The 24984-nt window shown below is 50.5% G+C and carries 22 protein-coding genes and 1 pseudogene; 1 reads left to right on the top strand and 22 read right to left on the bottom strand.

Annotated features, from left to right (window positions below; all coding sequences use genetic code 11):
• Window positions 1-2 precede the first annotated feature (2 nt).
• The gene (locus ACO6UY_RS04035; RefSeq protein ID WP_422489137.1) at window positions 3-635 is read right to left on the bottom strand and encodes a hypothetical protein; all 633 of its coding nucleotides are present in this window, start codon (window positions 633-635) and stop codon (window positions 3-5) included.
• A gap of 69 nt (window positions 636-704) precedes the next feature.
• Window positions 705-929, bottom strand: coding sequence for a hypothetical protein (locus ACO6UY_RS04040; protein ID WP_422489184.1), 225 nt, complete (start codon window positions 927-929; stop codon window positions 705-707).
• An 89-nt stretch (window positions 930-1018) separates the two neighbouring features.
• On the opposite strand from ACO6UY_RS04040, the pseudogene ACO6UY_RS04045 reads away from it, so the two are divergent.
• Window positions 1019-1219 (top strand): annotated as a pseudogene (locus tag ACO6UY_RS04045) (YheU family protein); the annotation flags it as partial.
• Window positions 1220-1404: 185 nt separating this feature from the next.
• Here ACO6UY_RS04045 and ACO6UY_RS04050 read toward each other — a convergent pair.
• The 20 genes from ACO6UY_RS04050 to ACO6UY_RS04145 form a co-directional block, all read right to left on the bottom strand.
• Window positions 1405-2016, bottom strand: coding sequence for a hypothetical protein (locus ACO6UY_RS04050; protein WP_422489138.1), 612 nt, complete (start codon window positions 2014-2016; stop codon window positions 1405-1407).
• Window positions 2017-2507: 491 nt separating this feature from the next.
• Window positions 2508-3089: a hypothetical protein gene (locus tag ACO6UY_RS04055; RefSeq protein ID WP_422450492.1), complete on the bottom strand. Its 582-nt coding sequence runs from the start codon at window positions 3087-3089 to the stop codon at window positions 2508-2510.
• A 142-nt stretch (window positions 3090-3231) separates the two neighbouring features.
• Window positions 3232-5286 carry an NAD-dependent DNA ligase LigA gene (ligA, locus tag ACO6UY_RS04060; RefSeq protein ID WP_422489186.1) on the bottom strand — a complete coding sequence of 685 codons (2055 nt, stop codon included), beginning with the start codon at window positions 5284-5286 and terminating at the stop codon, window positions 3232-3234.
• Between the two features lie 84 nt (window positions 5287-5370).
• On the bottom strand, window positions 5371-6567 hold the full coding sequence (gene zipA / locus ACO6UY_RS04065; protein ID WP_422489140.1) for a cell division protein ZipA: 1197 nt from the start codon (window positions 6565-6567) through the stop codon (window positions 5371-5373).
• A 256-nt stretch (window positions 6568-6823) separates the two neighbouring features.
• Entirely contained in the window at window positions 6824-10333 is a 3510-nt protein-coding gene (gene smc / locus ACO6UY_RS04070) for a chromosome segregation protein SMC (RefSeq protein WP_422489187.1), read from the bottom strand.
• A 301-nt stretch (window positions 10334-10634) separates the two neighbouring features.
• Window positions 10635-11810: a c-type cytochrome biogenesis protein CcmI gene (ccmI, locus tag ACO6UY_RS04075; RefSeq protein WP_422489142.1), complete on the bottom strand. Its 1176-nt coding sequence runs from the start codon at window positions 11808-11810 to the stop codon at window positions 10635-10637.
• Window positions 11810-12352: a cytochrome c-type biogenesis protein gene (locus ACO6UY_RS04080; RefSeq protein WP_422489144.1), complete on the bottom strand. Its 543-nt coding sequence runs from the start codon at window positions 12350-12352 to the stop codon at window positions 11810-11812. The genes ccmI and ACO6UY_RS04080 overlap by 1 nt, the downstream gene beginning before the upstream one ends.
• Window positions 12349-12927 (bottom strand): DsbE family thiol:disulfide interchange protein, encoded by a 579-nt coding sequence (locus tag ACO6UY_RS04085; protein ID WP_422489146.1) that lies wholly within the window; start codon window positions 12925-12927, stop codon window positions 12349-12351. Before ACO6UY_RS04085 ends, ACO6UY_RS04080 begins: the two co-directional genes overlap by 4 nt.
• The gene (locus tag ACO6UY_RS04090) at window positions 12924-14936 is read right to left on the bottom strand and encodes a heme lyase CcmF/NrfE family subunit (RefSeq protein WP_422489148.1); all 2013 of its coding nucleotides are present in this window, start codon (window positions 14934-14936) and stop codon (window positions 12924-12926) included. The genes ACO6UY_RS04085 and ACO6UY_RS04090 overlap by 4 nt, the downstream gene beginning before the upstream one ends.
• Window positions 14926-15420, bottom strand: a complete 495-nt coding sequence (gene ccmE / locus ACO6UY_RS04095) for a cytochrome c maturation protein CcmE (protein ID WP_422489149.1) — start codon at window positions 15418-15420, stop codon at window positions 14926-14928. Before ccmE ends, ACO6UY_RS04090 begins: the two co-directional genes overlap by 11 nt.
• Window positions 15417-15746 (bottom strand): heme exporter protein CcmD, encoded by a 330-nt coding sequence (gene ccmD / locus ACO6UY_RS04100; RefSeq protein ID WP_422489151.1) that lies wholly within the window; start codon window positions 15744-15746, stop codon window positions 15417-15419. The genes ccmE and ccmD overlap by 4 nt, the downstream gene beginning before the upstream one ends.
• Window positions 15746-16480, bottom strand: coding sequence for a heme ABC transporter permease (locus ACO6UY_RS04105; RefSeq protein ID WP_269675175.1), 735 nt, complete (start codon window positions 16478-16480; stop codon window positions 15746-15748). The genes ccmD and ACO6UY_RS04105 overlap by 1 nt, the downstream gene beginning before the upstream one ends.
• 148 nt (window positions 16481-16628) lie before the next feature.
• The gene (gene ccmB / locus ACO6UY_RS04110; RefSeq protein ID WP_420810347.1) at window positions 16629-17345 is read right to left on the bottom strand and encodes a heme exporter protein CcmB; all 717 of its coding nucleotides are present in this window, start codon (window positions 17343-17345) and stop codon (window positions 16629-16631) included.
• Window positions 17314-17973, bottom strand: coding sequence for a cytochrome c biogenesis heme-transporting ATPase CcmA (gene ccmA / locus ACO6UY_RS04115; protein ID WP_422450566.1), 660 nt, complete (start codon window positions 17971-17973; stop codon window positions 17314-17316). The genes ccmB and ccmA overlap by 32 nt, the downstream gene beginning before the upstream one ends.
• Before the next feature lie 300 nt (window positions 17974-18273).
• Window positions 18274-18735, bottom strand: a complete 462-nt coding sequence (locus tag ACO6UY_RS04120) for a rhodanese-like domain-containing protein (RefSeq protein WP_422450481.1) — start codon at window positions 18733-18735, stop codon at window positions 18274-18276.
• A gap of 242 nt (window positions 18736-18977) precedes the next feature.
• Window positions 18978-19658: an RNA polymerase sigma factor FliA gene (locus tag ACO6UY_RS04125; protein WP_420810348.1), complete on the bottom strand. Its 681-nt coding sequence runs from the start codon at window positions 19656-19658 to the stop codon at window positions 18978-18980.
• Window positions 19659-19717: 59 nt separating this feature from the next.
• Window positions 19718-20575 (bottom strand): P-loop NTPase, encoded by an 858-nt coding sequence (locus ACO6UY_RS04130; RefSeq protein ID WP_422450480.1) that lies wholly within the window; start codon window positions 20573-20575, stop codon window positions 19718-19720.
• A gap of 589 nt (window positions 20576-21164) precedes the next feature.
• A complete protein-coding gene (locus ACO6UY_RS04135) occupies window positions 21165-22628 on the bottom strand; it encodes a sigma-54 dependent transcriptional regulator (protein ID WP_422450479.1) in 1464 nt (487 codons plus the stop codon).
• Window positions 22629-22860: 232 nt separating this feature from the next.
• Entirely contained in the window at window positions 22861-23682 is an 822-nt protein-coding gene (locus ACO6UY_RS04140; RefSeq protein ID WP_422450478.1) for an aldo/keto reductase, read from the bottom strand.
• Entirely contained in the window at window positions 23679-24917 is a 1239-nt protein-coding gene (locus ACO6UY_RS04145) for an NAD(P)/FAD-dependent oxidoreductase (RefSeq protein WP_422450477.1), read from the bottom strand. Before ACO6UY_RS04145 ends, ACO6UY_RS04140 begins: the two co-directional genes overlap by 4 nt.
• Between the last annotated feature and the right edge of the window lie 67 nt (window positions 24918-24984).

The raw sequence follows: 24984 nt of genomic DNA on the forward strand, positions 1-24984 counted from the left end.
TCTCATGACTGGCTATGCCGGTCGTGATAATTTGTATGAAAACTTCGAGTAGCAAAGTCAAATGTAACTGAGACAGGGCCTTTTTCAGTTTTGGCGGCATTAACTGGATCCGCATTAAAAAGTTCCTGTGCCGACTCATCAGCACCAGGACCAAATAAATAGGTCGTTCCAGGATATTGCTGCACTTCTTTCTTCCAATTTTTAGCATTTGTTTCAGCATCATGAATTCGTTCTGGAAAAAACGATAGAGTCATAAACATTTTATGCGGACTGGGGGCAACTAAAAAGGTAAAATCTCTAGGCTTCATATACCATGCTGCATAATGCTCACCTTTATCAGGAGCATGAACAAGGAATAAACAATCCAGCTCTTCAACTTGAACATTCCTGCTCACAGGAATCCATTTAAAATCCCCCACTCCCAATTTTTCCATGCTATTATCATGGCCTTTAGACTCTGTACCAGAAGGCTGAATGGAATAGGATCCTAAGGGTTTGGCTGAAGCTCCTGAAGTCTCTGGATTATCAAGACCAACAGTTTTAGCGGTGTCATTATTTTTAGGGGTAACAACATTATTGGCCTCTTGGGAACGTTCCGATGTCGAAGGGGGTGGCAAGTAAGCAGCGGAAATCATAAGCATTACCATTGTTTGAAAATCTGTTCTTTTGATCAGACAAGTTAAAGCTGGAAAGGTTCCGAAGCTTCAGTGCAATATTTCCGCCCCCGGTGAGCGTGCAATCCGACGATTCATTGCCCCTGACCAATGATCAGTTAACGTCAGCTCTCTATACCCATTACAGGTTACAGCGATGCAACTGCTCGCCATAGTCACTGGCTCTGGCTTTACTGTGCTGGAAGTGCTCAGCAACCATTTCTTTTTCTTATGGGTGCCCTTGCGATAACCGTTCCAGCCATCATTGTTATTCAGGTACTGCTGATCAGCGGCCTACAGTGAAGTGCTATTCAGCTTGCGTGACTTGTGGGTATACCAGCCAATAAAGTCATGAGCCGGAAACACTTAAAAGTCTGATTGAAGAGTTTGTCAGCCGCGAAGGGACGGATAATGGCTATGACGACGCCCTTGCAAAGCGAGTGGCGCAGGTATTATCCCGCTTGAAATCCGGCGACATGGTGATCGTATTTGATCAGGAAAGCCAGACACCGAATATTCTGCACAAAGACGTTGCCAGGCAAATGCTGAGCGAGCAGGACTCCTGATCATCCTTTTTCCAGAAGGCTGTCCAGGAAAATAGAACCACTCTTCTGGACAGATCCCCCAGACAAAGTTACCCGGGCGGGCAATATGTGAAACGTTGTCGTTTACTTGATACAGAGTGTGTCCTACCCGTTGTCAACGACGTCTATCTGTCTGAAAAATCTCATGGCTGGCTATGTCGGCCGTGCTAATTTGTATGAAAACTTCGAGTGGCAATGTCAAATGTAACTGAGACAGGGCCTTCTTCAGTTCTGAGGACATTAGCTGGATCAACATTAAAAAAATTCTGTGCCGACCCATCAGCAACAGGACCACATAAATAGGTGGTTCCGGGCTTTCTCTGCACTTCTTCCTGCCAATAGCCAGCATGATTTTCAGCAGCACGGATTTCTTCTGGAAAAAATATCGCAGCCATGGCTCGCCGAGTGGGGTTCAGTAAAAAGGTCACATCGGGAGGTTCCATATGCCAGGCTACATAACCCCTTCCATCATCAGGAACATGAACAAGGCATAAACTACCATCCATGTCTACAGCTTGAATATTCCTGTTGATGGTAACCCATTCATAATCACCAGTTTCCAGCTTTAGAATGCCATTCCCACCACCTTCAGACTCATCATCAGAAGACTCAATGGCATATGCTGCTAACGGTTTAGCTGCAGCACCATGGTTCTCTGGGTTATCAAGGCCAACGGTTTTAGCTGTGCCAACATTTTCAGGGGTAACAGCATTGGTCTCCTGGGAAATTTCCGGTAGATCCGGTGTCGAAGGGGCTGGTAAGGAAGAAGAAGGAATCATAAGTATTACCTTTATTGAATACCTGTTCTCTTGAACAGACAAAATAAAGCTTGAAAGGTTCCAAAAATATAATTCAATAAATCAATCAACCCACGGTGAACGGACAATCCAACGATTCAATACCCCTGACCAATGATCAGTTAACGTCAGCCCGGATATTTCATAAGCTGCCCCGAATCTCGAACGACCACATGGGTGTGAAAGGCAGGGCGACGCAGGATGCCAAAGCCTGGCACACCATTTCAATGAGTTTGAGGTGTATAATCCCCGTTCACCCTGAGCGTCCTTCGGCTCCGCTCAGGATGCACGGACGAAGGGTGTTTGGCAGTGGTTTCGTTTTGTTTAAAGTTTCAACAAGGCTCTAAAATTTCTACTGACAATTGCTGAAAATTATGTTGACAAGAAACATAGAGCCTCAGGACGAACGGAATTTGGGCGTCATTGATAGAAGGAACCCATCAAACTCATCGAAATGATGCACACTATATCCATTACAGGCTACAGCGGCGCAACTGCTCACCATAGTTACCGGCCCTGCGCCTTACTTTGCTGGCGGTGCTTAACAACCATTTCTTTTTCTTATGGGTTCCCTTGCGGTAACCGTTCCAGCCTTCATGGTAATTCAGGTACTGCTGATCGGCGGCCCACAGTGAAGTGCCATTCAGCTTGCGGGACTTGTGGGTATACCAGCCAATAAAGTCAATCGCGTCGCCAAAGTCTTCGCGGCTGGCAAAGAAACCTCCGGCTTCGCTGACATATTGCTCCCAGGTGCCATCCTGCGCCTGCGGGTAGCCATAAGCGGAAGAGTTACGGGGTAATGGAATGAAAAGGAACCATGGCCGTGGCGGCTGGGCATCGTGCCGGTAAGATGATTCCTGATACATAATGGCCATCATGATCTGGATAGGGGTGCCCCAGCGCTGATTGGCTTTTTTTGCATCTTTATACCAGCCGCGTTTTTCCTTGAAGACACTGCAAAGGTTGTGGGGCTTCTCGGGTGGTGCCTTACTGGCACAGCCTGCCAGCACGGCAGACAGGATCAAAATAAACAGCTTTCGACTCAGGTTTGACATTCAGCCGCCATCCTCCAATGTTCAACCACAGAGACCACCAGGAGCACTGAGAAAAGAGAACCTTTAGCTTGCTTCATCAGCTCAGATTTCCAGGAGTGTTTATAATCTCTGTGGTTCAGCTCGAATCAATTTGCCTCAGGCACTACTCACCCCAGGCCTGCCTCATCTGCATAAAGTCATCCTCAGTGACGACACGCACTCCCAGCTTCTCTGCCTTGGCCAGTTTTGAACCGGCCTTGTCACCGGCCAGCAAGGCTGATGTTTTTGCTGAAACTGAGCCAGTCACCCTGGCTCCCAGTTTTTGCAGGATGGCCTTAGCTTCGTCGCGGGTCATTGTGTTTAACGTGCCGGTTAACACCCAGGTTTCACCTGCAAGGGGTTGATCGCCCCCTTCTACAACCGGCGATTCCGTTTCCCATGCAACACCTTTCGCCAGAAGTGCATCAATCACTTCGCGGTTGTGTTCCTGACGGAAAAACTTCTCAATATGACCAGCAACCACAGGGCCAACATCATCCACGGTTTGCAAGTCTTCCACCGAAGCGGCCATCAATTTATGCAAATCGCGGTAGTGACCTGCCAGCCCCTGTGCGGTTGCCTCACCCACTTCGCGAATGCCCAGTGAGTAGATAAAACGGGGAAGCGTGGTTTTTCTGGACTGATCAAGGGCATTAATCAAGTTCTCAGCCGACTTTTTCCCCATACGTTCAAGGCCGGAAATCTCCAGGGCATTAAGACTGAACAGGTCTGCCACCGTTGCGATCAATTGACGATCGACCAGCTGCTCAACCAGTTTATCCCCAAGACCATCAATATCCATTGCCTTGCGGGAGGCAAAGTGCTTAATAGCCTCTTTGCGCTGGGCTGAACAGAACAGTCCGCCAGAGCAGCGCAGGATGGCTTCTTCACGTTCCAGCTCAGAGTCGCATACCGGGCAGCGATCCGGAAAGATGATATCCCGAACATCATCAGGACGCATGGAGTGGATAACCCGGTTCACCTTGGGAATAACATCACCTGCCCGGAGGATAACGACACTGTCGCCTATTTTGATATCCAGCCGTGCAATTTCATCCATGTTGTGCAAGGTCGCATTACTGACCGTCACCCCTCCCACAAACACCGGCTGCAAACGGGCAACCGGAGTGATAGCACCGGTTCTGCCAACCTGAAACTCCACATCCTTAAGAGTCGTGATCGCTTCCTGTGCCGGAAATTTACGGGCGATGGCCCAGCGCGGTGCCCGGGCAACAAACCCCAGAGCCTGCTGCCGGGCAATGGCATTCACTTTATAAACAATACCGTCAATCTCATAAGGCAGCCCCTGACGTTTTTCAGCCATGGCTTGATAGTAGTCTTCACAGGCCTGAACACCTTTGACCACCTGCAGTTCGGGGCTGACTCGCATCCCCCATTTTTTCAGACAGGCAAGTATCTCACTGTGCGTGTCTGGCAGTACTCCGCCATCGACAACGCCAACACTGTAGCAATAGATCGTCAATGGTCGTTTAGCCGTTATCCGCGAATCCAGCTGGCGCAAACTGCCAGCCGCTGCATTTCTCGGGTTAACAAAGGTCTTCTCACCTTTGGCACTGGCCCGCCGGTTTAACTGTTCAAAACCAGCCTTTGGCATATACACTTCGCCCCGGACTTCAAGGCGTCGAGGCCAGCCATCGCCCATCAACTTGAGTGGGATTGATTCAATCGTACGAATGTTCTGGGTAATATCTTCCCCGGTAGTGCCATCGCCACGGGTAGCTGCCCTGACCAAAAGACCATCTTCGTATAACAGGCTGACAGCGATACCATCCAGCTTGGGTTCGCAGGCATATTCAATGTCTTCAGTGGTGCCCAGCCGCTCTTTAACCCGGCGATTAAAGTCCGCCTGGTCTTCTTCGTCAAAAGCATTGTCCAGAGAGAGCATGGCCAGTTCATGGCGAACCTGACCAAACGCTTTCAGAGGCGTGCCGCCAACCCGCCGGGTGGGAGAATCTTCAGTTATCAGCTGTGGGTATGCAGCTTCAAGGGATTTCAGGCGGATAAACAGCTTATCGTATTCACTGTCGGGAATTTCCGGCTCATCCAGGACATAGTAACGATGGTTGTGCTCGCTGATTTGCTGACGCAGCTGAAGTATCTCTTGCTCTGCAAGCTCAAGGGAAGGAACCGATGGGATATCTGAAGAAGTCATGCTCATGGAATTATCAAAGGCCAGCGGGTTCTCTGCCTGAGAACCCGCTGAAGAAAACATTAGATAGCAATGGCCAGGCCAGCTGGAATATCAATGCGCCGGCTGTTTCGCCAGCTGCTTGCGCTCATATTCACGAATACGCTGACGACAGTGTTCAAGGGTCTGCTGAGTCATCACGCTGAACTGTTCATCTTTCAGCTCACCGCCCAGATCAAGGGCAAGACGACGGGCCGTCTCTTCCATCAGGGCAAAGGCCTGCATGGGTTTTTCCGGCCCCGGCAGACTCATAAACAGGCTCAAAGCCGGTGTTTCAGTGGCTTCCAGATTATCAATGGTAAAGGTACCCGGCTTTACGCCGTTGGCCATGCTGAACAGAATTTTTCCGGTATCATCGGCATTGGTATATCGATGGAAGATCGACATATCACCAAAACGCATGCCGGATGCCAGCATGGACTGCATCAGCTGGTCACCGGCAAAAACACCGCCGCCTTTGGCCAGCACATTGATCACAATCACTTCACTGGCGGGCGGGCGCTCTTGTAGTTTCTCTGCCTTCTCACGCCCCCCCAGGTTGAGTTCTTTCTGTGGGTTGGAGCTCTCTCTGGCCGAAACGTCACGTTCCTGAATCGGTGCCTTGCCCTGACTGGTTGCCGCTCTTGGCTGACCTACGAACTCCTCCGGCTCAGCATCCAATCTGGACGTTTCACGGGAGCGAACAGACCGGTCAGCGCCTGCTGCCCGTGAAAGACCTCCATGTAAATGATCCTCAGCAGACGACGGGCGTTTACTTCTTGAGGGTTGCTGTGACTCGTCCAGATTCATCAGCACCGGAACAGGCTCATCCAGATCAAGCGCTCTTTGAACTCTCGCTTTTTCCCCGGCGTCGCTTTGCTCTGTATGCCGTTCAGCTTCTTCAGGGTTACGATGGCGCTGTCTCAAGGATTCAGGGTACACGGGCGGTTCTTCAATACCCTCTTCCGGGTAGCCATCGAAATAGTCGCCCCCCGAAAACCCGGGCTCAACACGGGGTCTGGCAGGCTCTTTTTTGGCAAACCCTTCTTTCAGAAAGCTCTCTTTCAGAGTGCTTTCTTTATGCGCACTGGGCCGGGCACCGCCATTAGGCAGTTCACTGGAAAAATCATCGTCATAGCCTTTGACTTCCTCCAGACCAAAGCTGATTTCCGATGACCTTTTTCTGGCCAATCGCATCCTGCGATAACCGTCGGCCAATACGCCGGCGATTACCAGTATTCCTATGAGTATCAGCCAATCTCGCAAACTCATGTCCTTGCTGCCCTGTAGACCTTGAAACAACGCCCGAATTGCAGTCTGCCTCCCTGTGATAACACTTGACGACAATGAAAAACAGGCCATCGTCATTTATCACATCTGCATTAATTACTGCTGCAATCGACCAACGTTGCAATATTACAATAAAAAAATAACAAATTAAGCCATGAACGTTTACTTTACGTGCTTTATAAACTGCGTAATGTCAATGTCATAGTTTATTTATCCAACTCTTAAGCATACCGGATAGTTACAACTCAGCCATCGCCGCCGCCTGCTCAATATCCACCGATACCGGTCTGGATACACCCGGCTCATGCATGGTGACACCCACCAGCTGACTGGCAGCCTGCATGGCGATTTTGTTGTGAGTGATGTAAACAAACTGCACTTTATCACTCATCTCAGAGACCATTTTGGCATACCGTCCTACGTTGGCATCGTCCAGAGGGGCGTCCACCTCATCCAGCATACAGAAAGGCGACGGATTCAACTGGAAGATGGCAAATACCAGGGCAATCGCCGTCAGCGCCTTTTCACCACCGGAAAGCAGGTGGATCGTACTGTTTTTCTTGCCGGGGGGCTGAGCCATTATAGCCACTCCGGTATCCAGCAGGTCTTCTCCGGTTAAGGCCAGATAGGCCTGCCCACCGCCGAATACCCGGGGGAACAACTCCTGAAGACCGGTATTGACCTTGTCGAACGTCATTTTGAACCGTTGACGGGTCTCCTTGTCAATCTTGCGAATGGCATTCTCCAGGGTGTTCAGGGCTGACTCCAGATCATCGTTCTGGGCATCCAGATACTGTTTGCGCTCTGACTGGGTTTCGTACTCCTCAATGGCCGCCAGGTTAATCGCGCCCAAACGCTCAATGCGTGCAGCGATCCGTTCCAGCTCCTGCTCCCACTGCTGCTCAGATGCGTCATCCGGAAGGTTCTCAAGTACCGTTGCCAGATCAAACTGGTCCTCTTTCAGCTGTTCAGCCAGTGTCGTTCGACGAACCTGCATACCCTGCCAGTCCATCCTCAACTTTTCCAACTGTTCGCGAATTTTCTGCGCCTGCTGCTCAGCAATGTGGCGAACCTTCTCACCAGCTCGAATCCGCTGCTCCACTTCTTCAAGCGCAATCCGGGCCTGCTGCATCGTCTCTTCCTGCTCAAGACGTCTGGCCAGCATCTCCTCCAGTTGCTCCCGCAGATCCCCCTCTGGTGAGTTGGATTCAGACATGGACTCCCGGAGAAATTCCCGCCGTTCCCGGAGCTTGGTAGACTGCTGGCTTAAACGCTCAATGGCTGCTTTCAGAGAGCCTATCTGGGTATTGATGGATTGCTGGCGAAGGGCAAGTTGATGGGCCCGCTCTTGATCAAAACGGGCCTGATGACGTACCTCTTCGAGACGGGCCTGAAGCTTCTCACGCTGCTCCTGCATCGCTTCCCGACGACCAATGTCTTCTTCCATGTGGTCCAGAGCTTCCTGCAGACGCATGCGGGACTCGCCGATCACCTCCTGTTCCAGCCCATACTGCTCCCTGACTTCCTGCAGCTCCTGCTCAAGGCGTCGACGGCGCTCGGAAAACTGTTCTAACCGGACCTTTCGGGCACCAAGATCCGCCCGCACCTCACCCTGGTTCCGGTTGAGCTCGGACAGCTGCTTTTGCAGCTGCTCTCGCTGAGTCTCATGCTGTTCGAGTTTTGCCCTTGCGCCTTCCAGCTGTTCTTTCAATAGCAGGCTGCTTTCTTCCAGCGTCGTGAGCTTATCACCCAGGGCGTCCATCTCTTTCTGGCGTTCCAGCACACCGGCATTATTATCGACACCCCGGTTAACCCGCAGCCAGCCGGAAGAGAGCCAAATGCCATCCGGTGTAATGATCGATTCGCCAGCCTGGAGTTTTGCCCGCAGGGAAAGGGCCGTTTCCAGTGAATCTGCGGCATAGATTCCAGCCAATAGGGGCAGAGCTTCCTGACCGCTGATCACTTTGTCGGCCAGCAGTGGCAACTCACTTAATGAAGGGGTATGTTGCTGGCCTGCACCAGCCTCCAGCAGCACCAGCGATCCCTGCTCTAACGCACCCAGCGCATCAGCGACAGGATCAAGGCTATCCAGGCACACGGCCTGGAGGCTATCGCCCAGAACGGTTTCAACCGAACGTTCCCAGCCAGCATCGACCTGAAGCTTATCCATCAGACGGGTGTGGTTATGGAGCTGGTGCTGCTCAAGCCACTCAATGGTGCCCGTATCCTGATGCAGTGATGCCTGGTGCAAAGCCTCCAGAGAAGCATGACGCCCTCGCACCATGCTGAGTTCATCCCGGTTGCTTTCCAGCTCCGCCGTCAGGTTCTGTACCTGATCACGCTGTTGCTCAACTGCGTCAACACACTCTTCGATGCGCAGTTCAACGGTTTCTGCGGTCAACTCCAGTTCGGTCAGTTTTTCCGACAGAAGCGTCATCTCCTCCTGGTCTTCAGTTCCCCCAAGCGCGGCGGACTCTTCTTTCAGGCGACCTTCTCGCTCCTGCAAACGCCCCATCACCTGCTCGGCATGATGGATGCGGGACTGCTCAACTTCAGCGGTTCGTTTTGGTTCATGGGATCGCTGATTGAAATGATCCCACTCCTGCTGCCACCGCTGCATGGCCTCTTCTGCCCGGGTCAGGACATCACCAGAGTCCGCCTCCTGATCCTGCAGCATGGCCAGCTCCGGCTCCAGCTCGATCAGTTCTTCCTGGAAAGACTCCAGTTGTTGCTGATCATCCGCCAGCTGTTCACGGGCCTCTTCCCAGCTGTGCTCCACCTGTTCAAGGTCGCGACTCAACTCTTTGGAACGTTCTTCCCGGTGCTGCAGGGTCTGTTCAATTCGGGTGACTTCATTGCCCGTACCGTAATAGCTGGATTGTGCTTCATGAAAACGGTCACTCAGCTCCATCTGCTGAACGCGATCATCTTCCATGGCGGCATCCGCTGCACGCTGTTGGCTGATCGCCGCTTCCAGCTGAACCTCGAATTCACGAATGGCCTGTTCCTGGGACTGGGCTCCGGTATTGATGGTCTGCCATTTCAAGGCTTGCAGCTGAGCCTTTTTCAGCCGTTCCTCGGCTTTGTACTCTTTGTACTTTTCCGCCGCCTGAGCCTGCCGTTGCAGATGGCCAAGCTGACGCCCCAGCTCTTCTCGCAGGTCGGTCAGTCGTTCAAGGTTTTCATTGGTTCGGCGGATGCGGTTTTCCGTCTCACGACGGCGCTCCTTGTAGCGGGAGATACCGGCCGCTTCTTCGATAAATACCCGAAGCTCTTCCGGTTTGGATTCAATCAGATTGGAGATAATGCCCTGACTGATAATGGCGTAACTTCTGGGTCCAAGACCGGTGCCAAGGAAGATATCCATAATATCTTTACGGCGACACTTACTGCCGTTGAGAAAATAGGTGTTCTTGGCATCGGAGTTAACCGTTCGCTTGACCGAGATTTCCCGGTAAGCGGCAAACTCTCCGGTGACCCGCCCTTCGTTATTATCAAAGATCAGCTCCACAGACGCCTGATTGGCAGGCTTGCGGCTGTTGGACCCTTTAAAGATAACGTCGGTCATGGACTCGCCACGCAAATGCTTGGCGGACGATTCCCCCATGACCCAGCGAACCGCATCAATAATATTCGATTTGCCACAACCGTTGGGGCCTACCACCCCACACATATTGGAGGGAAAGTGCACCGTTGTGGGATCCACAAACGATTTGAATCCGGCCAGTTTGATGGACTTTAAACGCATCGTTTCCTTTAGCTCTTCACTGTCGGGGCCCGGCTCGGTATACGTATGAGCCTGAATACTGACCAATAGTTCACGCTATGGGGCTTTATGCTCCGGCAAAACCACCATTCATAGCATGTTGCTTTGGGCTCCGGTTCCTTGTCATAGCGAATCGTTTGTTTGAAAGAGTTGCTACTTCTTTCAATCCAGATCTTACACATTAACACAGTCAATAGAAAAGTCGCCCTTTCCGAAATGAAAAAGGCGACTTCCAGTATTTTTGATAATTGCAGACTGTTTTGTGGTTCTTTAGTTCAAATGCTTAACCCGCTGGCGTAAATGTCAGCCTGACAGGCTCAGTTGCTGTGGTTTTCACCCCTTTTGCCTGCACCTGATAATCAGGGGACATTACATTGCCAGTGAGGCTGATCCGTGCGGTGATATCAAGACTCTCGATGGATGACAGCAGCTGTCCACCCATCATCATGGCGCTGTTATCATCAAGCAAGACTTCCCTGGGGAGATCTCCAACACTCAGAGGCACAGCCACCAGCGGAGGCTGTTTGGCATCACCGGCTGGCCGGGCAAAGACCACCACCCGCGCATCATCTGGCAACTCACCCAGCTCAGGGGCCAGATCGATCATGACCCGAAGGGCAACCACGGTATCACCGAGCATTGAACGCGCCTGATTAATACCCGCACTCAATGACTGCCGGGCTGCAGGATCCACTTCATGGGTCAACGCCAGCTGCCAGGCGGCAATGGCGTCCTGATAGTTGCCTCTGGTAAAGGCATCAATCCCCTTCAATCCCAATGCCGTGGTATTCTGGCTATCTTTCAGCAGTGTCTGCAGATAGAGTTCGCGAATTTCAGGTGTTACCACATTGTTGCTGCTTAAAAACAGCACCTGCGCCAGTTCCGCAGTTACCTGGGGATGGCCATTACTGATACCGGCAAGGTGCCGGTAGGTTTTAACTGCTTCCTCCAGCTTGCCTGTTCTCAGGTAATGGCTGCCCAGCATGAACAGCGCCTGATTATTCTCCGGCCGCTTGGCCACCCACTCTTTAAGTACCGTTTCCACCTGCTCGCCATTGAGGTTGCCATTGTTCATGGAGTTGACCACAGCAATCTCAGTGGTGGCACCCAGCTTAAAATAGAGGAGTACGGTGGACACAGGTACTATCAGAGCGATCAGCAGTGCAAACCCCGGCTTCTTCAACAGAGAGTACGGGCTTGCTGGCTGCCCATCACCCAACTCATCCGCCAGTTTCTGCCTTAACTCCAGTTTCAACCTTTCCGCTTCTCCTGCTGACACCAGTCCCTGTTGCAGCTGCCAGTCCAGATCTGCCATCTGGTCACGGAAACTGGCAACGTTTGCAGACTCTTCAGACTCATCCTCACCCGGTGCTGAAACGACTGGCTTTACCAATGGCCAGACCGAAACCAGTACGGCAATGGCAATCAGCAATGCGGCTACCAACCAGAACTCCATCATTACTCTTTACCGTCCGTTTTATTATCTTCTGATGAGTGTGTGGTCAAATAGTCTGTCAGGAATCTGTTCAGCTTTTTGTCCAGTAACTCTTTATCTACATTATGTTCATCGGGAGCCGCTGGTACCGATTCCGAAGCCGTTGCCTTATGCTTGCGAACCACCACAATAAGTACTATCAAACCCGCCAACAGCAGAAGCAAAGGCCCAAGCCAGAGCACCAGATTCACACCGGCAATACGGGGTTTGTAAAGCACGAAGTCTCCGTAGCGGGCCAGCATAAAATCGATAACTGTCTGGTTATCTGCGCCTTCATTTAACAGTCGATGCACTTCCCGCCGAAGATCCTGGGCAATGGGCGCATTAGAATCGCCTATGGACTGGTTTTGACACTTTGGACAACGCAGCTCATTGGTCAGCTCGAAAAAACGCTGCTCCTGTTCCGGTGTCGAAAACTCATAGGAGTCGATCACACCATAAGCCGTTCCCATAAACAGTACGGTCAATAGCAGAACGATCAATCGGGAGGTTATGCGCTGTATCATTTGGCCTCCCCTTCACGGTTATTTGCCTGTGCCTGGAGCACTTGTTTTTGCAAGTGCCTGAACCTGGGCTCAAGGTCATTCTTCCAGACATTGGCATCAACAATGCCAACATGTTTATAACGAATAACGCCCTGATGATCGATCAAATAGGTTTCCGGTGCCCCGTAAACACCCAGATCAATGCCCAGTGAACCACTCTTATCATTGATACTGAAACGATAAGGGTCGTGCAGCGTCTTCAACCACTTTCTGGCTTCAGGCTGATCATCCTTGTAGTTCACACCGTAAATTGGTACGCCTTTATTGGCCAGATCCACCAGATAGGGATGCTCAACACGACAGGCAGGACACCAGGTAGCCCAGACATTGATCAGGGCAACTTCTCCCAGCAGGCTCCCTCTGGTCACTTTTTTGTCTGGATTTTTCACCGTTGGCAGCTCGAATGTTGGCAAAGGCTGATCCAGCAGGGCAGATGGCAGCTCGCCCGGGTTCTCCCGGAACAGTGCCACATAAAACATAAGGCAAAGCCCGAGAAAGATCGCCAGCGGCAAAAACAGTTGCAATCGCCGCTTCATGCGCTGGCTACTCCCTCATTACCCAGTGGTCTCAATGCATTCACTTTCTGACGAACTTTCATTCTGTAGCGCGGGTCTGAGATCGCCAGCACACCACCCAGTCCCATAAACAGGGAACCCAGCCAGATCCAGCGGACAAAGGGCTTGATATGAAGTCGCAATGCCCAGCTGCCGTCATCCCCCAATGGTTCACCCAGGGCAACGTAAATATCGCGGGTTAATCCGGGGTCGATAGAAGCCTCGCTCATAGGCATTTGCTGTGCGGTATAGACTCGCTTCTCAGGATGCAACACCGCTATTTGACGACCATTTTTGTAGACTGTGACAGATCCATAGTTAGAGGTGAAGTTAGGGCCGGGCTGTAAACTGACACCATCAAAACGGAACTGATACCCACCAAGCGTTACCCGGTCACCGGGAGCCATGCGCAAATCACGCTGGCTGCTGTAGCCACTGGTGATGGCCACACCAACAATGGTGACTGCCAGCCCCAGATGCGCCAGATGCATTCCGTAATACGCTGGTTTCAACCGTTTTAGCGCATCAACCAGCCCGGCTTTTGCCCGGGTGTTTCGGGTTTTATTCAGAATATCCCGGCCCATGGTCAGCACGATCCACAGCACCAGGGCCATAGCCAGCACTTCACTGACCAGGAAGCCCTTTGCCAAAGCGTTACCATAGAACAGGCTGAACCCTAAACCACCCAGAATGGATACCAGAAAAATCCATCGGGTCTGACTGACCAGCCATTTCACGGAACCGTTCTTCCAGTTGAGCAGAACCCCAAACCCCAGTGCAAAGGCCAGCAACATGGCCATTGGCACAAAGACAAAATTGAAGTAAGGAGGCCCTACGGAAATCATGCCCATATCGAGGGATTCCAGCAGCAGCGGGAATAATGTTCCAAGCAGCACGGTGGCGGCACTGGCGGTCAGCAAAATATTATTGACCAGCAGCAGCGTTTCCCTGGAGGCCATGGAAAAGCTGATACGACTGCGTACCTCAGGTGCCCTGAGGGCAAACAGCGTCAACGATGCACCGACGACAATCATCAGGTAAAAGAGGATAAAAACGCCTCGTTCCGGATCATTGGCAAAGGCGTGGACCGAGGTGAGCACACCGGAGCGAACCAGGAACGTGCCCAGCAAACTTAATGAGAAGGTAAAAATGGCCAGCAGTAACGTCCAGCTTTTAAACAGACCGCGTTTTTCTGTCACTGCCAGGGAGTGCATCAGTGCCGTTCCCACCAGCCAGGGCATCAGAGAAGCATTTTCCACCGGATCCCAGAACCACCACCCACCCCAGCCAAGCTCGTAATAGGCCCACCAGCTCCCCAGGGAAATCCCCAGGGTCAGGAACACCCAGGCCACGGTTGTCCATGGTCTTGCCCATCGGGCCCAGGCGGTATCAAGCTGGCCACCCAGCAGAGCGGCAATGGCAAAGGCAAAGGCAACGGCAAAACCCACGTAACCCATGTACAGCATGGGAGGGTGAACGATAAGGCCAAAGTCTTGCAGCAGAGGGTTCAGGTCAGCACCATCTTCCGGGGGAAAAGGCAGAATCCGGTTAAACGGGTTGGACGTCAGCAAGGTAAACAGCAAAAAGCCAACGGTAATCATCCCCATGACCGAGAGCACCCGGGCGGACAACTCAGGGGGCAGGCGGTCGCTCTTGACAGCCACCATCGCCATCCAGCCAACCAGAATCAGCACCCACATCAGCAGCGACCCTTCGTGCCCTCCCCAGGTGGCACTGACTTTATACTGTACCGGCAACAGGCTGTTTGAATGCTTGGCGACATAATCCACCGAAAAGTCGTCGGTAACAAATGCCCAGACCAGACACAAGAACGAAAAGCCAACAAAGGCAAACAGTCCCCAGGACAGGGAACGGGCCTGATTCATCAACCGGAGATTACCGGTGTAACTGCCCACCAGCGGAAAAATGCTGAGTAACAGACTCAGGCACAAAGCAATAATCAGAGCCAGCAGGCCAGCTTCAGCTACCATCTTGCAGACTCCTCAGCTCACTTTGAGCAGTGGTTTGTACTGTCGGCTTTGTATAACCGGGATGCGCCTCATCAATGGCTTTCTGCACTTCCGGCGGCATATAGTTTTCATCATGCTTGGCCAGGACTTCCGTCGCCGCGAAAACACCGTCATCGCCAAGCGTTCCCAGGGCAACTACACCAGAGCCTTCAACAAACAGGTCGGGCAGAATACCTTCATAGTGCACCGTTACCTCTCCGGCTCCATCCGTGATGCGAAAACTGACTTTCAGGCTTTTGATATCACGCTCAACGGAACCCGGAACAACCAGGCCACCACCGCGCATCCGCTGACCGACCGGAGCTTCACCGGCAGCCATCTGAGCGGGTGAAAAGTAGTGATTAATGTTCTCGCGCAGCGCAAACAACATCAGAGCCACTGCCACCCCAACGCCTGCCAGCAGCAGTAATACGAGTATTAATCTCTGTTTGCGAACTGCATTCATTGAGCACTCCTCTCTACAGACTCAGAGCCTTCTTCCTGTCGCCCGGGGCGATGTTTTAGTTGTGTGTTTTCGGGGTTGGCAGAGCGATTGTCATTGTTATCACCTCTGTCGGTAGTGACCTCATTCACGATCACTTTTCTTTGCACCAATCGCTCTTGTCTTCTCACTTGTGCAGCTAACTGTGCGAGTATCCGCCGCCTTGCCATAAACGGTGCAATCAGATTGTAACCAATCACGGCCAAAGCCATCGTATAGGCACTCCAGACGTAGAGACCGTGCCCCTCCATGACCAGAAAACCGCTCCAACTGTCAAAATACATAGACATCAACTCACCAGCTCTTTTACCCAGCGGGTCTTTCTTTCACGACTGATAATTTCTATACGTAGACGAAGCACCGTGACCATCGTAAAAAACAGATAAAATCCGAGAATGGCCAATAACAGGGGCCACAGCATTTCCGGGGCCATGGAAGGTTTTTCAGTCAGTTTCAATGTGGCACCCTGATGAAGGGTATTCCACCAATCCACCGAAAACTTGATGATCGGGATGTTGACCACCCCCACCAGGCTGAGAATGGCGCAGGCTTTTGCGGCGGCCTCTGTGGTGTGGATGGCACCGCGCAGGGCAATAATACCGATATAGAGAAAGAGCAGAATCAGCATGGAGGTCAGGCGGGCATCCCATACCCACCAGGTCCCCCAGGTCGGTTGTCCCCAGATGGCACCGGTAACCAGAGAGAGTATGCAGAAAGAAGCCCCGACAGGTGCCATGACTTTCAACGCCATATCCGCCAGCTTGATTCGCCAGATCAGGGTTACAGCAGCGGCGGTTGCCATCATCATATAGATCGACTGGGCAAGAAACGAAGCAGGCACATGAATAAAGATGATGCGGTAACTGTTGCCCTGCAGGTAATCCGGAGGGGTAAACGCCAGCCCCCAGACCAGCGCCACCAATATCAGCACCAGGGAGGACACCTGAAGCCAGGGCAACCACTTACCGCTGATATCATAAAACCACTTGGGAGAACCCAACTTATGAAAAAACGTCCAGTTCATACTCTTGTTCTACTTACTGAGGCCGCCACCAATGCGGCCTGATTTTGCAGGGATTCTCTGCAGGCAGAGAGTGCTGGAAATCTCTTCACTTTTCAAGAAATTGCCTGAATAAAGACACGTCTCTTTACCGTATACTGAAACATATTCATTACTCATTAATTACCCTTAATGCCCCGGCAATCGCCAGTGGTGCCAGACATATCCCAAGTATCAGGAACACAGACAACCAGAGAATATGACCTGTATACGGCATGTTTTGCATTGCAGCACTAACGGCCCCTGTGGCAAAAATCAGTACCGGTATGTAAAGCGGTAACGAAAGCAGGGTCAGCAACACGCCTCCGCGTTGTACTTTTACCGTTAAGGCAGCACCGATGGCTCCTGCCAGACTGAGTACTGGTGTTCCCAATAACAGCGTCATCATAAGAGGAGAAAAAGCTTCTGATGGCAGATGCAACATAATGGCCAGCAATGGTGCCATTAGTGTTAAACAAAAACCGCTGGTTAACCAGTGACTGAACACCTTGGCCAATACCAGTAAGGGCAGCGGGTGTGGCGACATCAGTAATTGGTCCAAAGCCCCGTCGTCCTGGTCGCTTTTAAACAATGAGTCCAGCGACAGCAAAACAGCCAGCAGAGCACCAATCCAGATAATGCCTGCTGCCAGTTCTGACAACACCTCCCGATCCGGCGCAATCCCAAGGGGAAACAAAGTAGCCACCATCAGAAAGAACGCCATGGGATTAATGGCCTGACCGGGTGACCGGAACGTGAGCGTCAGGTCCCGGCGAATCAGGGCCAGGCAGGCTGAGAACCCCCGCATGGATGGCTGGTCAACCCTGGACATCTTGCCCCCTCTCACCATCAGCACTCCTTTCTTCGCCAAAGTGCTCCACATTCAACTTACGCAGATTTCCCTGACGATCATTCAATGGTTGATGGCTGGTAACCAGCACCATACCTCCCTGATGGGTGTGCTCATCAAAAAGTCTCTCCAGCCAGGAAACACCTTCAATATCAATCGCGGTGAATGGTTCATCGAGAATCCAGAGCCGTGCCGGGCTGGCAATCAACCCGGCAAACGCCACCCGCCTTAACTGCCCAGCGGATAGATGGCTACAGGGAATATCTTCATAACCGGCAAGCTGGACCCGATCAAGGGCAGCGAGCAATACTTCCCGATTGATGATGGTATTGGCCAGCCTGGCTCGCCAGACAAGGTTTTCAAGAGGCGTCAGATCCAGTTTCAGTCCTGGTTTGTGGCCAAGAAAAAAACAGTCAAGACGAAAATCAGCATACACTGTCGATAAAGGCTGGTCGTTCCAGAAAATATCGCCACTCAAACTGGATGAAAAGCCAGCAATGATGCGAAGCAGCGATGTTTTACCAGCACCGTTTCGCCCCTCAATCTGGAGTATTTCTCCACTACCAAGCTGAAAGGACAGGTTACTGAACAGCAGCCTGTCGTCCCGCTCACAGCTCAACTGAACCACATTAAGCAAAGCGAACTCCTGAATCCAAAAGCGTGTATCGCCGAGACCCTGATTCGCAAAGCAGCACAGCCATGAGCAATGAAAAGCCCTGCTTTCCAAGATGTCCCTATATAGCGTTGGTTGGCGATTATATCAGGAAATTTTACTGACTGCGGAGGTAAATAGTGTTCATTAACAGTATTGAAGAAGCCTTGGAAGGGCTCAGGGCATACCGATCTTCACTCCCAATAGAGAAAGTGAAGATAAAAGGCATTTGGAAACGGGTACAGAAGGAAAGTATTTGCAAGGATCAAGGCGTTGTTACTGCGCCATAACCCCTGTGGTGTAGGACTCACCCACAACATCAGACTTCAATGTCACCGGATAATCCAAGGCTAACCAGGAATAGTAACCGTCCCTGAGGAAGAACACCCGTTCATAACCCCATAATGCGGCCAGATAACTGCCAATAGCCCCTCTCATATGGTATGTGCTGTTTCCGTAGATCACGATAGGAGTCTCTTTTTCCAGAACCCCCGGCACCAGCAGCTGACGAAACCCACCCCTTAGATCAAGACTGTGAGATCCGTCTACGTGTCCATATTGCCACTGTTGATAGGGACGCACATCGATAAAGAGTGCGCCAATATCATGAAGGCGTTTTGCCTGGTGGGTATTGATGGTAATCACACCATTAATTTCTTCTGGTGCTTCTTCCTGAGCCGGAAGAGTAAAGGAGAGTGCCGACAACAGAATGGCGGCCGAGATAGAAATCCATTTCATATTATGCAGGTCCGTTATTAAACAACTTAATAAAAGAAGTATATGGAGCTAAGACCCACTCACTTGGAACAATAAGAAACTAAAAATAAAATGTTCAAAGCTATGCAGCATATAACCGGCATATATTTCTGAAAATAGATCAACTCAACTGAACGCTGTCAAAATCAAAAAAGAAAACGCCCCGATTCCCGACGCTTGACCATATTTTGTCACTGCCCTGTAAAAACGGTGTGGCTGAGACGTTAACTCAGCCAGTTTTGCAACCGTGACCTTAAACGCAGTGCAGCCTGAGAATGAATTTGGCTGACTCTTGATTCACTGACCCCTAACACTTTACCGATCTCTTTCAGATTCATCTCTTCATCGTAATAAAGCATCAATACCAGCTTTTCTCTTTCAGGCAGTTTATCAATAGCTTCAATCAGTGCTGTTTTAAATTTTTCTTCCTGAATATCTGCTGAGGGCCCCCTGTCTCCTGAGCGAGCCTGCATTCTTGATTCTTCACTGTCAAATAACTCTTCATAACTAAAAAGACGACACCCTCTTAAATCACTCAGAATGGTGTAATACTCATCAATTTTCACATCAAGTTCTTTGGCGACTTCAGAATCCCGAGCATCTCTTCCCAGTTTCGCTTCAACAACCTGAACCGCTTCAGTAATACGACGACTGTTGCGATATACTGATCTTGGTCCCCAGTCCCCTTTTCGAATTTCATCCAGCATTGCGCCACGAATTCGAATACCGGCAAACGTTTCAAAACTGGCACCTTTGGATGCATCATATTTTGAAGCTGCTTCAAGCAACCCAATCATTCCTGACTGGACCAGATCATCAATCTGAACACTGGCGGGCATTCTTGCGGCGAGATGATTGGCAATTCTTTTTACCAATGAGCGATGTTTTATCACCATCTCTTCCATGTTCAGTGTCGTTTTTTGTGCCGACTTGGTTTGCACGTCCTGTGCTGTCTCTGTCATGATTAGATCCTCTCCTTGATCCTACCAGGCAAAAAGAATTCTATACGACCTTTTGGCTCAGGCACCGGTAATTTTGCTAGCTGATGTCCAATTCTGTGAAACGCTCTTGCAGCCCGACAATCGTTACTGACAGTCAACAGTGCCGACTGCTGTAATACCGCTTCACTTACAGCCTTATCATGTGGAATTGCACCCAGAAAGCTTAAAACTATCTGTTTGTCGTCTTTCAGATACTCCTGTAATTTCTCAAACTGTTTAGCACCGCCTCTTCTGCTGCTCACCTGATTAACAACAATATAAAACTGGTGAACATTGAAAACCCGGTACAGAAGCCTTATCTGTCGAACAGCATCAATAACAGACACGTCTTCCTGACTGACGACAACGACCACCTCTGTTGCCGCCTGAATGAGAGTTACATTATCCGGGGCCAGGCCCGGAGCCGTATCAATAATCAAAGTATCCAGATCTGACGCAAGATCATCCATGTCCTGAATCAACTCTACTGCCTGAATAATTTGAATACTGTCTTTCCAGTCTCCCTGAGCAGCCGGTGTAAATACCCTTACACCCGATGGACCATCCAACAGTCCTTTCTGCTGATGGCCCGAGCTCTCAGTAACGAACCCACCTTCAGCAGGTGATGAAAAAATAAAATCAGACGACAATTGTTCTTTTAAACCTTCTTCATTCATCCCGAGGGTGAACTCAACATCTGGTACAGAAAGATTACCATCCATCAAAACGACACGCTGACCCAGCTTTGCCATCGCCAGGGCAAGGTTTACTGCAACTACGGTTTTACCGACACCTCCTTTACATCCTGAAACCGCAATCACTCTTTTCTTTACTTGCGCCATCGTTCTCACTTTAATTTTTCAATTGCTCAGAAAATGCATATAGAAAAACGACACAATATACATATCAATGAACATGCCAACTTTAATTTGAAAAATAAAAACAGCTACCAAACCCCAAAAAAATACATAAAGAAAAATAAAAAAACACAACCACCTGTTTTTTCACAACTTTCTAAAACAACACCGATTTCATTTCGCTATTTTTTTGACATAGATTAATTTTCGGTTGCTTTGAAAATATCTTGAACACTTTTTTGAACTATCCAAAAAGATAGTTATTTGACAGTGTCACTTTATAGTGACGCAAAAATGGCAGCATTTGACCGACAAAACAGGGAAGAAAAAAACCAGATCGTGACATGATGTCGATTAGCGCATTCATTAAATATGCAAATAAAGGATTACCTGCAAACCAATCAGCAACAATTATCGAACAGTGGATCAGCAAGAAGAAGGGAGTCGAAGCACAACAGAACAATACAGAAACAAAAACCGGAACGCATTGATTAACGCAGTAAATCTGAGAATGAATCTGTTAGCAAAAAAAATGGCTACAAAAATGTAGTCATTTTTTCTGCATCACTGAATATCAGTTTTTCACAGAATCCTCATATCTCTGCAAACCATACTTGCGCATTTTTTCCACCAGGGTCGTTCGCCGTATCTGCAACTTGTCTGCTGCCCTGGCAACAACACTATTGCAGTCACTCAGCGCCTGCTGAATCAAACTCTTTTCCAGTCGGGTCAGATATTCCTTAAGGTTCAACCCTCCTACCGGCAGTACTGCAAGGTCTTCCGAAGTAGCAGCACCGGCAGGCTGGATACTGTCCGGAAATAAATCCGCCACACCATCATCTTCCTGACTGATCAAATCGAAATGACAGAAACTTTCTGGCAGATCCTGAACCCCGATAACCCCATAGGGATACATAATCGCCAGGCGCTCCAGAAGATTGGCCATTTCCCGGACGTTACCCGGCCAGTCATGCCGACAAAGCGATAATATTGCCGCTGAACTGAGTCGAATTGATCCCCTGGCCTGCTTCTCCATATTGTGGGTCAGCTCATTAATCATCAGCGGAATATCTTCAGGCCGCTCTTTCAGCGAGGGCATCTCAATGGGAAATACATTCAAACGGTAATAAAGATCTTCTCTGAAGCTTCCCTCAGTGATCATACTTTCAAGATTCTTATGGGTTGCAGCAATAATTCGAACATCCACCTCAATAGGCTCTGTTCCACCAACCCGTTCGAAGGTCCTCTCCTGCAAAACCCTGAGCAACTTGACCTGCATGTGCAGAGGCATATCGCCTATTTCGTCAAGAAACAGTGTTCCGCCCTGGGCCATCTCAAACCGCCCCTTGCGACTGGTCACAGCACCAGTGAAAGCCCCCTTTTCATGGCCAAAGAGCTCACTTTCTAACAGATCAGTGGGGATAGCACCGCAATTGACCGGAACAAATGGCGCACTTCTGCGATAGGAATGCTCATGAAGATTGCGGGCAACCACTTCTTTGCCGGTGCCGGACTCACCGGTGATCAAAACATTGACGTCCCGATCCGCCACCTGGGCCATGGCGGCCCGAACTTTACGAATACGCTCGCTCTTGCCAACCAGCCCACGGAACAGTTGTACCTGCTGGTTGTAGCCAGTCTGGTGTGCCTGACGCCACTGCTCACGGTAGACCTGACCATAATGCAAACTGGATAAAAGTTGCGGCTTGCTACATGGCCAGTCAACCCGTGCAATGATTTGCCTGGCCAGTGCTAACGACAGATTGTCTGGCAGTGACTCCGCAATCCGGATAACCGGAACGCCACCACACCAGCCCTGGACTCGGGAAAGCATTCCCTGCAGGGAGCTTTCTGCCTGTAAAAAATCACCTAGAAATAAGGCACTGAAGTTTTCCGGGGGATAAGCACTAACAGCATCTTCCCAGTAGGCTGCACCGATAGCCACTGTGTGATAGCCCATAAACTGCAAAATAGTGCTGAAGTCATGCCGACGCTGCTCCGCGTCTTCAATGATGAGTACCTGCTCAGCTGTTTCCATAAGACGACGATCCTTGTCATCCGATTAATTTTTACAGCGTAGATACAAATTTTCGAAATTAAATTACAGCTTATTATTTCAGTAAATAACCAAAAAGTGGATTCGTCAAATTTTTGTTTGTTTTTTATTTCAAAAAATCATAAAAGAAAATTATTTAAACCATATCCTTTATGCATGGGAGCCTCACCTATAGATAGTTAGAAGCTAGATAGTTAGAAGCCCCCAAACCAGCTTAAATCCCGCTGGCTTTCAGATACGCCTCCACATTCTGTCGCAAATGGGCAGGATTGATGGTGCCAACAATAGCTGAAGAAACCGCCGGGTGTGAAAACACCAGTTTCATACTTTCCAGAACGGGGTCCTGTCCTGACAGGCAGGCATGACCACTGGCCAGGGCCTTCTTGATAAAGATGCCTTTGCCATGTTCCAGCGCATAGTCCAACACCGGCTTTTCGCCCTGTTCGTTCAGGTTATAGGTCACCATGGCAACGTCGGAATGTTCCAGCGCCAGGATGCCACCGGCAACCGTTTTGGTGGACATACCCGAAGCGAGGATTTTCCCCTCTTTTTTCAGATCAGCCAGCACTTCCAGGCAACCTGTCTGCTCAATGATATTGACATCATCACCATTGGAATGCACCAGCAGCAATTCAATCACATCGGTATTCAGGCGCTGCAGGCTTCGCTCCACACTGAAGCGGATATGCTGCTCCGAAAAATCAAAATAAGACTCTCCCCGACCATTTTCAACAGTGACAAACTCTTCACCAACCTTACTGCAGATGACCCACTGTTCACGCAGCCCTTTATGTTTGGCAAACAACTGTCCAAGGCGTTCCTCGCTGGTGCCATAGGCCGGAGCCGTATCCAGCAGGTTCATGCCCAGGGTATGGGCCAGGGTAAGCAGATCCAGCATTTCACGGTCATCAGGAATCGTAAACTGTTCCGGGTACTTTACGCCCTGATCCCGGCCAAACTTAACGGTGCCGAAACCCAGCGGCGACACTTCAAGATCAGTACCGGCGATCTGCTTGTTAACAAGACACTGACTCATAATGTCTTCCCTTGCACAAAATGCCCCTGCCAGAAGTTTGGACAGATCTCCGGCCGGGAAAATCCTTCCGGCATAACGAAACTGTCATCCGTCGCTGGACGAATATTATCCTCCTGCAGCAAACGAACCACTTCATCAGAGAGATTAGGAGCCAGTGCCAATTTCGTCGGCCAGGTGACAATACCGTTGGCCACCGGCTGACAGAAAGCCGCATCCGGACGAAGCAGGCGGCTCTGTTTTGGCTCGGCACGATTGACCCGCAAGGTGTCCCACTCAGCCAGACTCAGGTCTACCCAGGGCAACAGCACTTTCAGCTCTTTTTTCGCCGTAGCAATCAATTCTTCAGCAGACTGTTTGACACCATCTTCCGCAATGCCTCCGCCGAGATACCAGACCCACTTGCCATCGGCATCCGGATGGCTGGTAATGGTCATTCTCGGCAGTGGTGTTGTGCCAAGACAATGGGCGTAGATAGGTTCAGGATGGGAATGACGAACCATGACCATCTGCAAGGGACGTACCTGCATTTTTGGATGACTGACACCCCAGGTATTCAATAGCGCCTCAGCGCCTTCACCCGCGGCCAGCACAAACCGTTTGGCTTGCAACAGGGTGGTCTGACCATCGCTATCCGCCAAGGCAACAGCATCAATCTCACCGTTGGCATTGGTTAACAACCGGGCATTACCCTGCTCGCTCCAGTCTACTTTCAGCGTTTTATCTTCCAGGCCACTGACCAGGGCCCGGGTAACGGTGGCAATATCCAGAACGATTTCATTGAGCTGATATACCTTTCCGCGAAAACCATCATGTTTGAAAATGGCTGGAAACTGCTCACTGGTCAGTGCATCAACCCGTCCACGAAGCGCTTTGCTGGCAAAGAAAGAGGTCATTCGTGAGCCAATATCACCTGGCGACCAGAGATAGTGGTATTCAGACAATATGCGGGCCGAACGGAGATCCGGATCCACCTCCCCACCCTTGCCAGCCAGGGCATTACGCCAGCGCTCCGGCATACCGGCAATGGCCTGGGAAGCATTGGTTAACTGACCAGTTAACGTGTATTTTGTACCGCCATGAACAATGCCCTGGGATTTTATGGTCTGACCACCGCCCAGAGCATTCTGCTCCAGCAACAGGGTTCGATAGCCCAGGGTATTCAAGGTGCGAAATAACCAGAGACCGGCGATACCACCACCAATCACCACCACATCGGCTTCTACAGTTTGAGACATAAGAGAGTTCAACTATTTGGGATGACCTGAAATGGGCGGCATTATAACACTGCCGGACTCATCCCTG

Origin of the sequence: Endozoicomonas sp. ALE010, from assembly GCF_049310165.1 — a bacterium.
Taxonomy (GTDB): Bacteria; Pseudomonadota; Gammaproteobacteria; order Pseudomonadales; family Endozoicomonadaceae; genus Endozoicomonas.

Coding starts and splice junctions, on each gene's coding strand:
- ACO6UY_RS04035 (WP_422489137.1), bottom strand. CDS start 635: ATGATTTCCGCTGCTTACTTGCCACCCCCTTCGACATCGGAACGTTCC.
- ACO6UY_RS04050 (WP_422489138.1), bottom strand. CDS start 2,016: ATGATTCCTTCTTCTTCCTTACCAGCCCCTTCGACACCGGATCTACCG.
- ACO6UY_RS04055 (WP_422450492.1), bottom strand. CDS start 3,089: ATGTCAAACCTGAGTCGAAAGCTGTTTATTTTGATCCTGTCTGCCGTG.
- ligA (WP_422489186.1), bottom strand. CDS start 5,286: ATGAGCATGACTTCTTCAGATATCCCATCGGTTCCTTCCCTTGAGCTT.
- zipA (WP_422489140.1), bottom strand. CDS start 6,567: ATGAGTTTGCGAGATTGGCTGATACTCATAGGAATACTGGTAATCGCC.
- smc (WP_422489187.1), bottom strand. CDS start 10,333: ATGCGTTTAAAGTCCATCAAACTGGCCGGATTCAAATCGTTTGTGGAT.
- ccmI (WP_422489142.1), bottom strand. CDS start 11,810: ATGATGGAGTTCTGGTTGGTAGCCGCATTGCTGATTGCCATTGCCGTA.
- ACO6UY_RS04080 (WP_422489144.1), bottom strand. CDS start 12,352: ATGATACAGCGCATAACCTCCCGATTGATCGTTCTGCTATTGACCGTA.
- ACO6UY_RS04085 (WP_422489146.1), bottom strand. CDS start 12,927: ATGAAGCGGCGATTGCAACTGTTTTTGCCGCTGGCGATCTTTCTCGGG.
- ACO6UY_RS04090 (WP_422489148.1), bottom strand. CDS start 14,936: ATGGTAGCTGAAGCTGGCCTGCTGGCTCTGATTATTGCTTTGTGCCTG.
- ccmE (WP_422489149.1), bottom strand. CDS start 15,420: ATGAATGCAGTTCGCAAACAGAGATTAATACTCGTATTACTGCTGCTG.
- ccmD (WP_422489151.1), bottom strand. CDS start 15,746: ATGTCTATGTATTTTGACAGTTGGAGCGGTTTTCTGGTCATGGAGGGG.
- ACO6UY_RS04105 (WP_269675175.1), bottom strand. CDS start 16,480: ATGAACTGGACGTTTTTTCATAAGTTGGGTTCTCCCAAGTGGTTTTAT.
- ccmB (WP_420810347.1), bottom strand. CDS start 17,345: ATGGTGAGAGGGGGCAAGATGTCCAGGGTTGACCAGCCATCCATGCGG.
- ACO6UY_RS04120 (WP_422450481.1), bottom strand. CDS start 18,735: ATGAAATGGATTTCTATCTCGGCCGCCATTCTGTTGTCGGCACTCTCC.
- ACO6UY_RS04125 (WP_420810348.1), bottom strand. CDS start 19,658: ATGGAAGAGATGGTGATAAAACATCGCTCATTGGTAAAAAGAATTGCC.
- ACO6UY_RS04130 (WP_422450480.1), bottom strand. CDS start 20,575: ATGGCGCAAGTAAAGAAAAGAGTGATTGCGGTTTCAGGATGTAAAGGA.
- ACO6UY_RS04135 (WP_422450479.1), bottom strand. CDS start 22,628: ATGGAAACAGCTGAGCAGGTACTCATCATTGAAGACGCGGAGCAGCGT.
- ACO6UY_RS04140 (WP_422450478.1), bottom strand. CDS start 23,682: ATGAGTCAGTGTCTTGTTAACAAGCAGATCGCCGGTACTGATCTTGAA.
- ACO6UY_RS04145 (WP_422450477.1), bottom strand. CDS start 24,917: ATGTCTCAAACTGTAGAAGCCGATGTGGTGGTGATTGGTGGTGGTATC.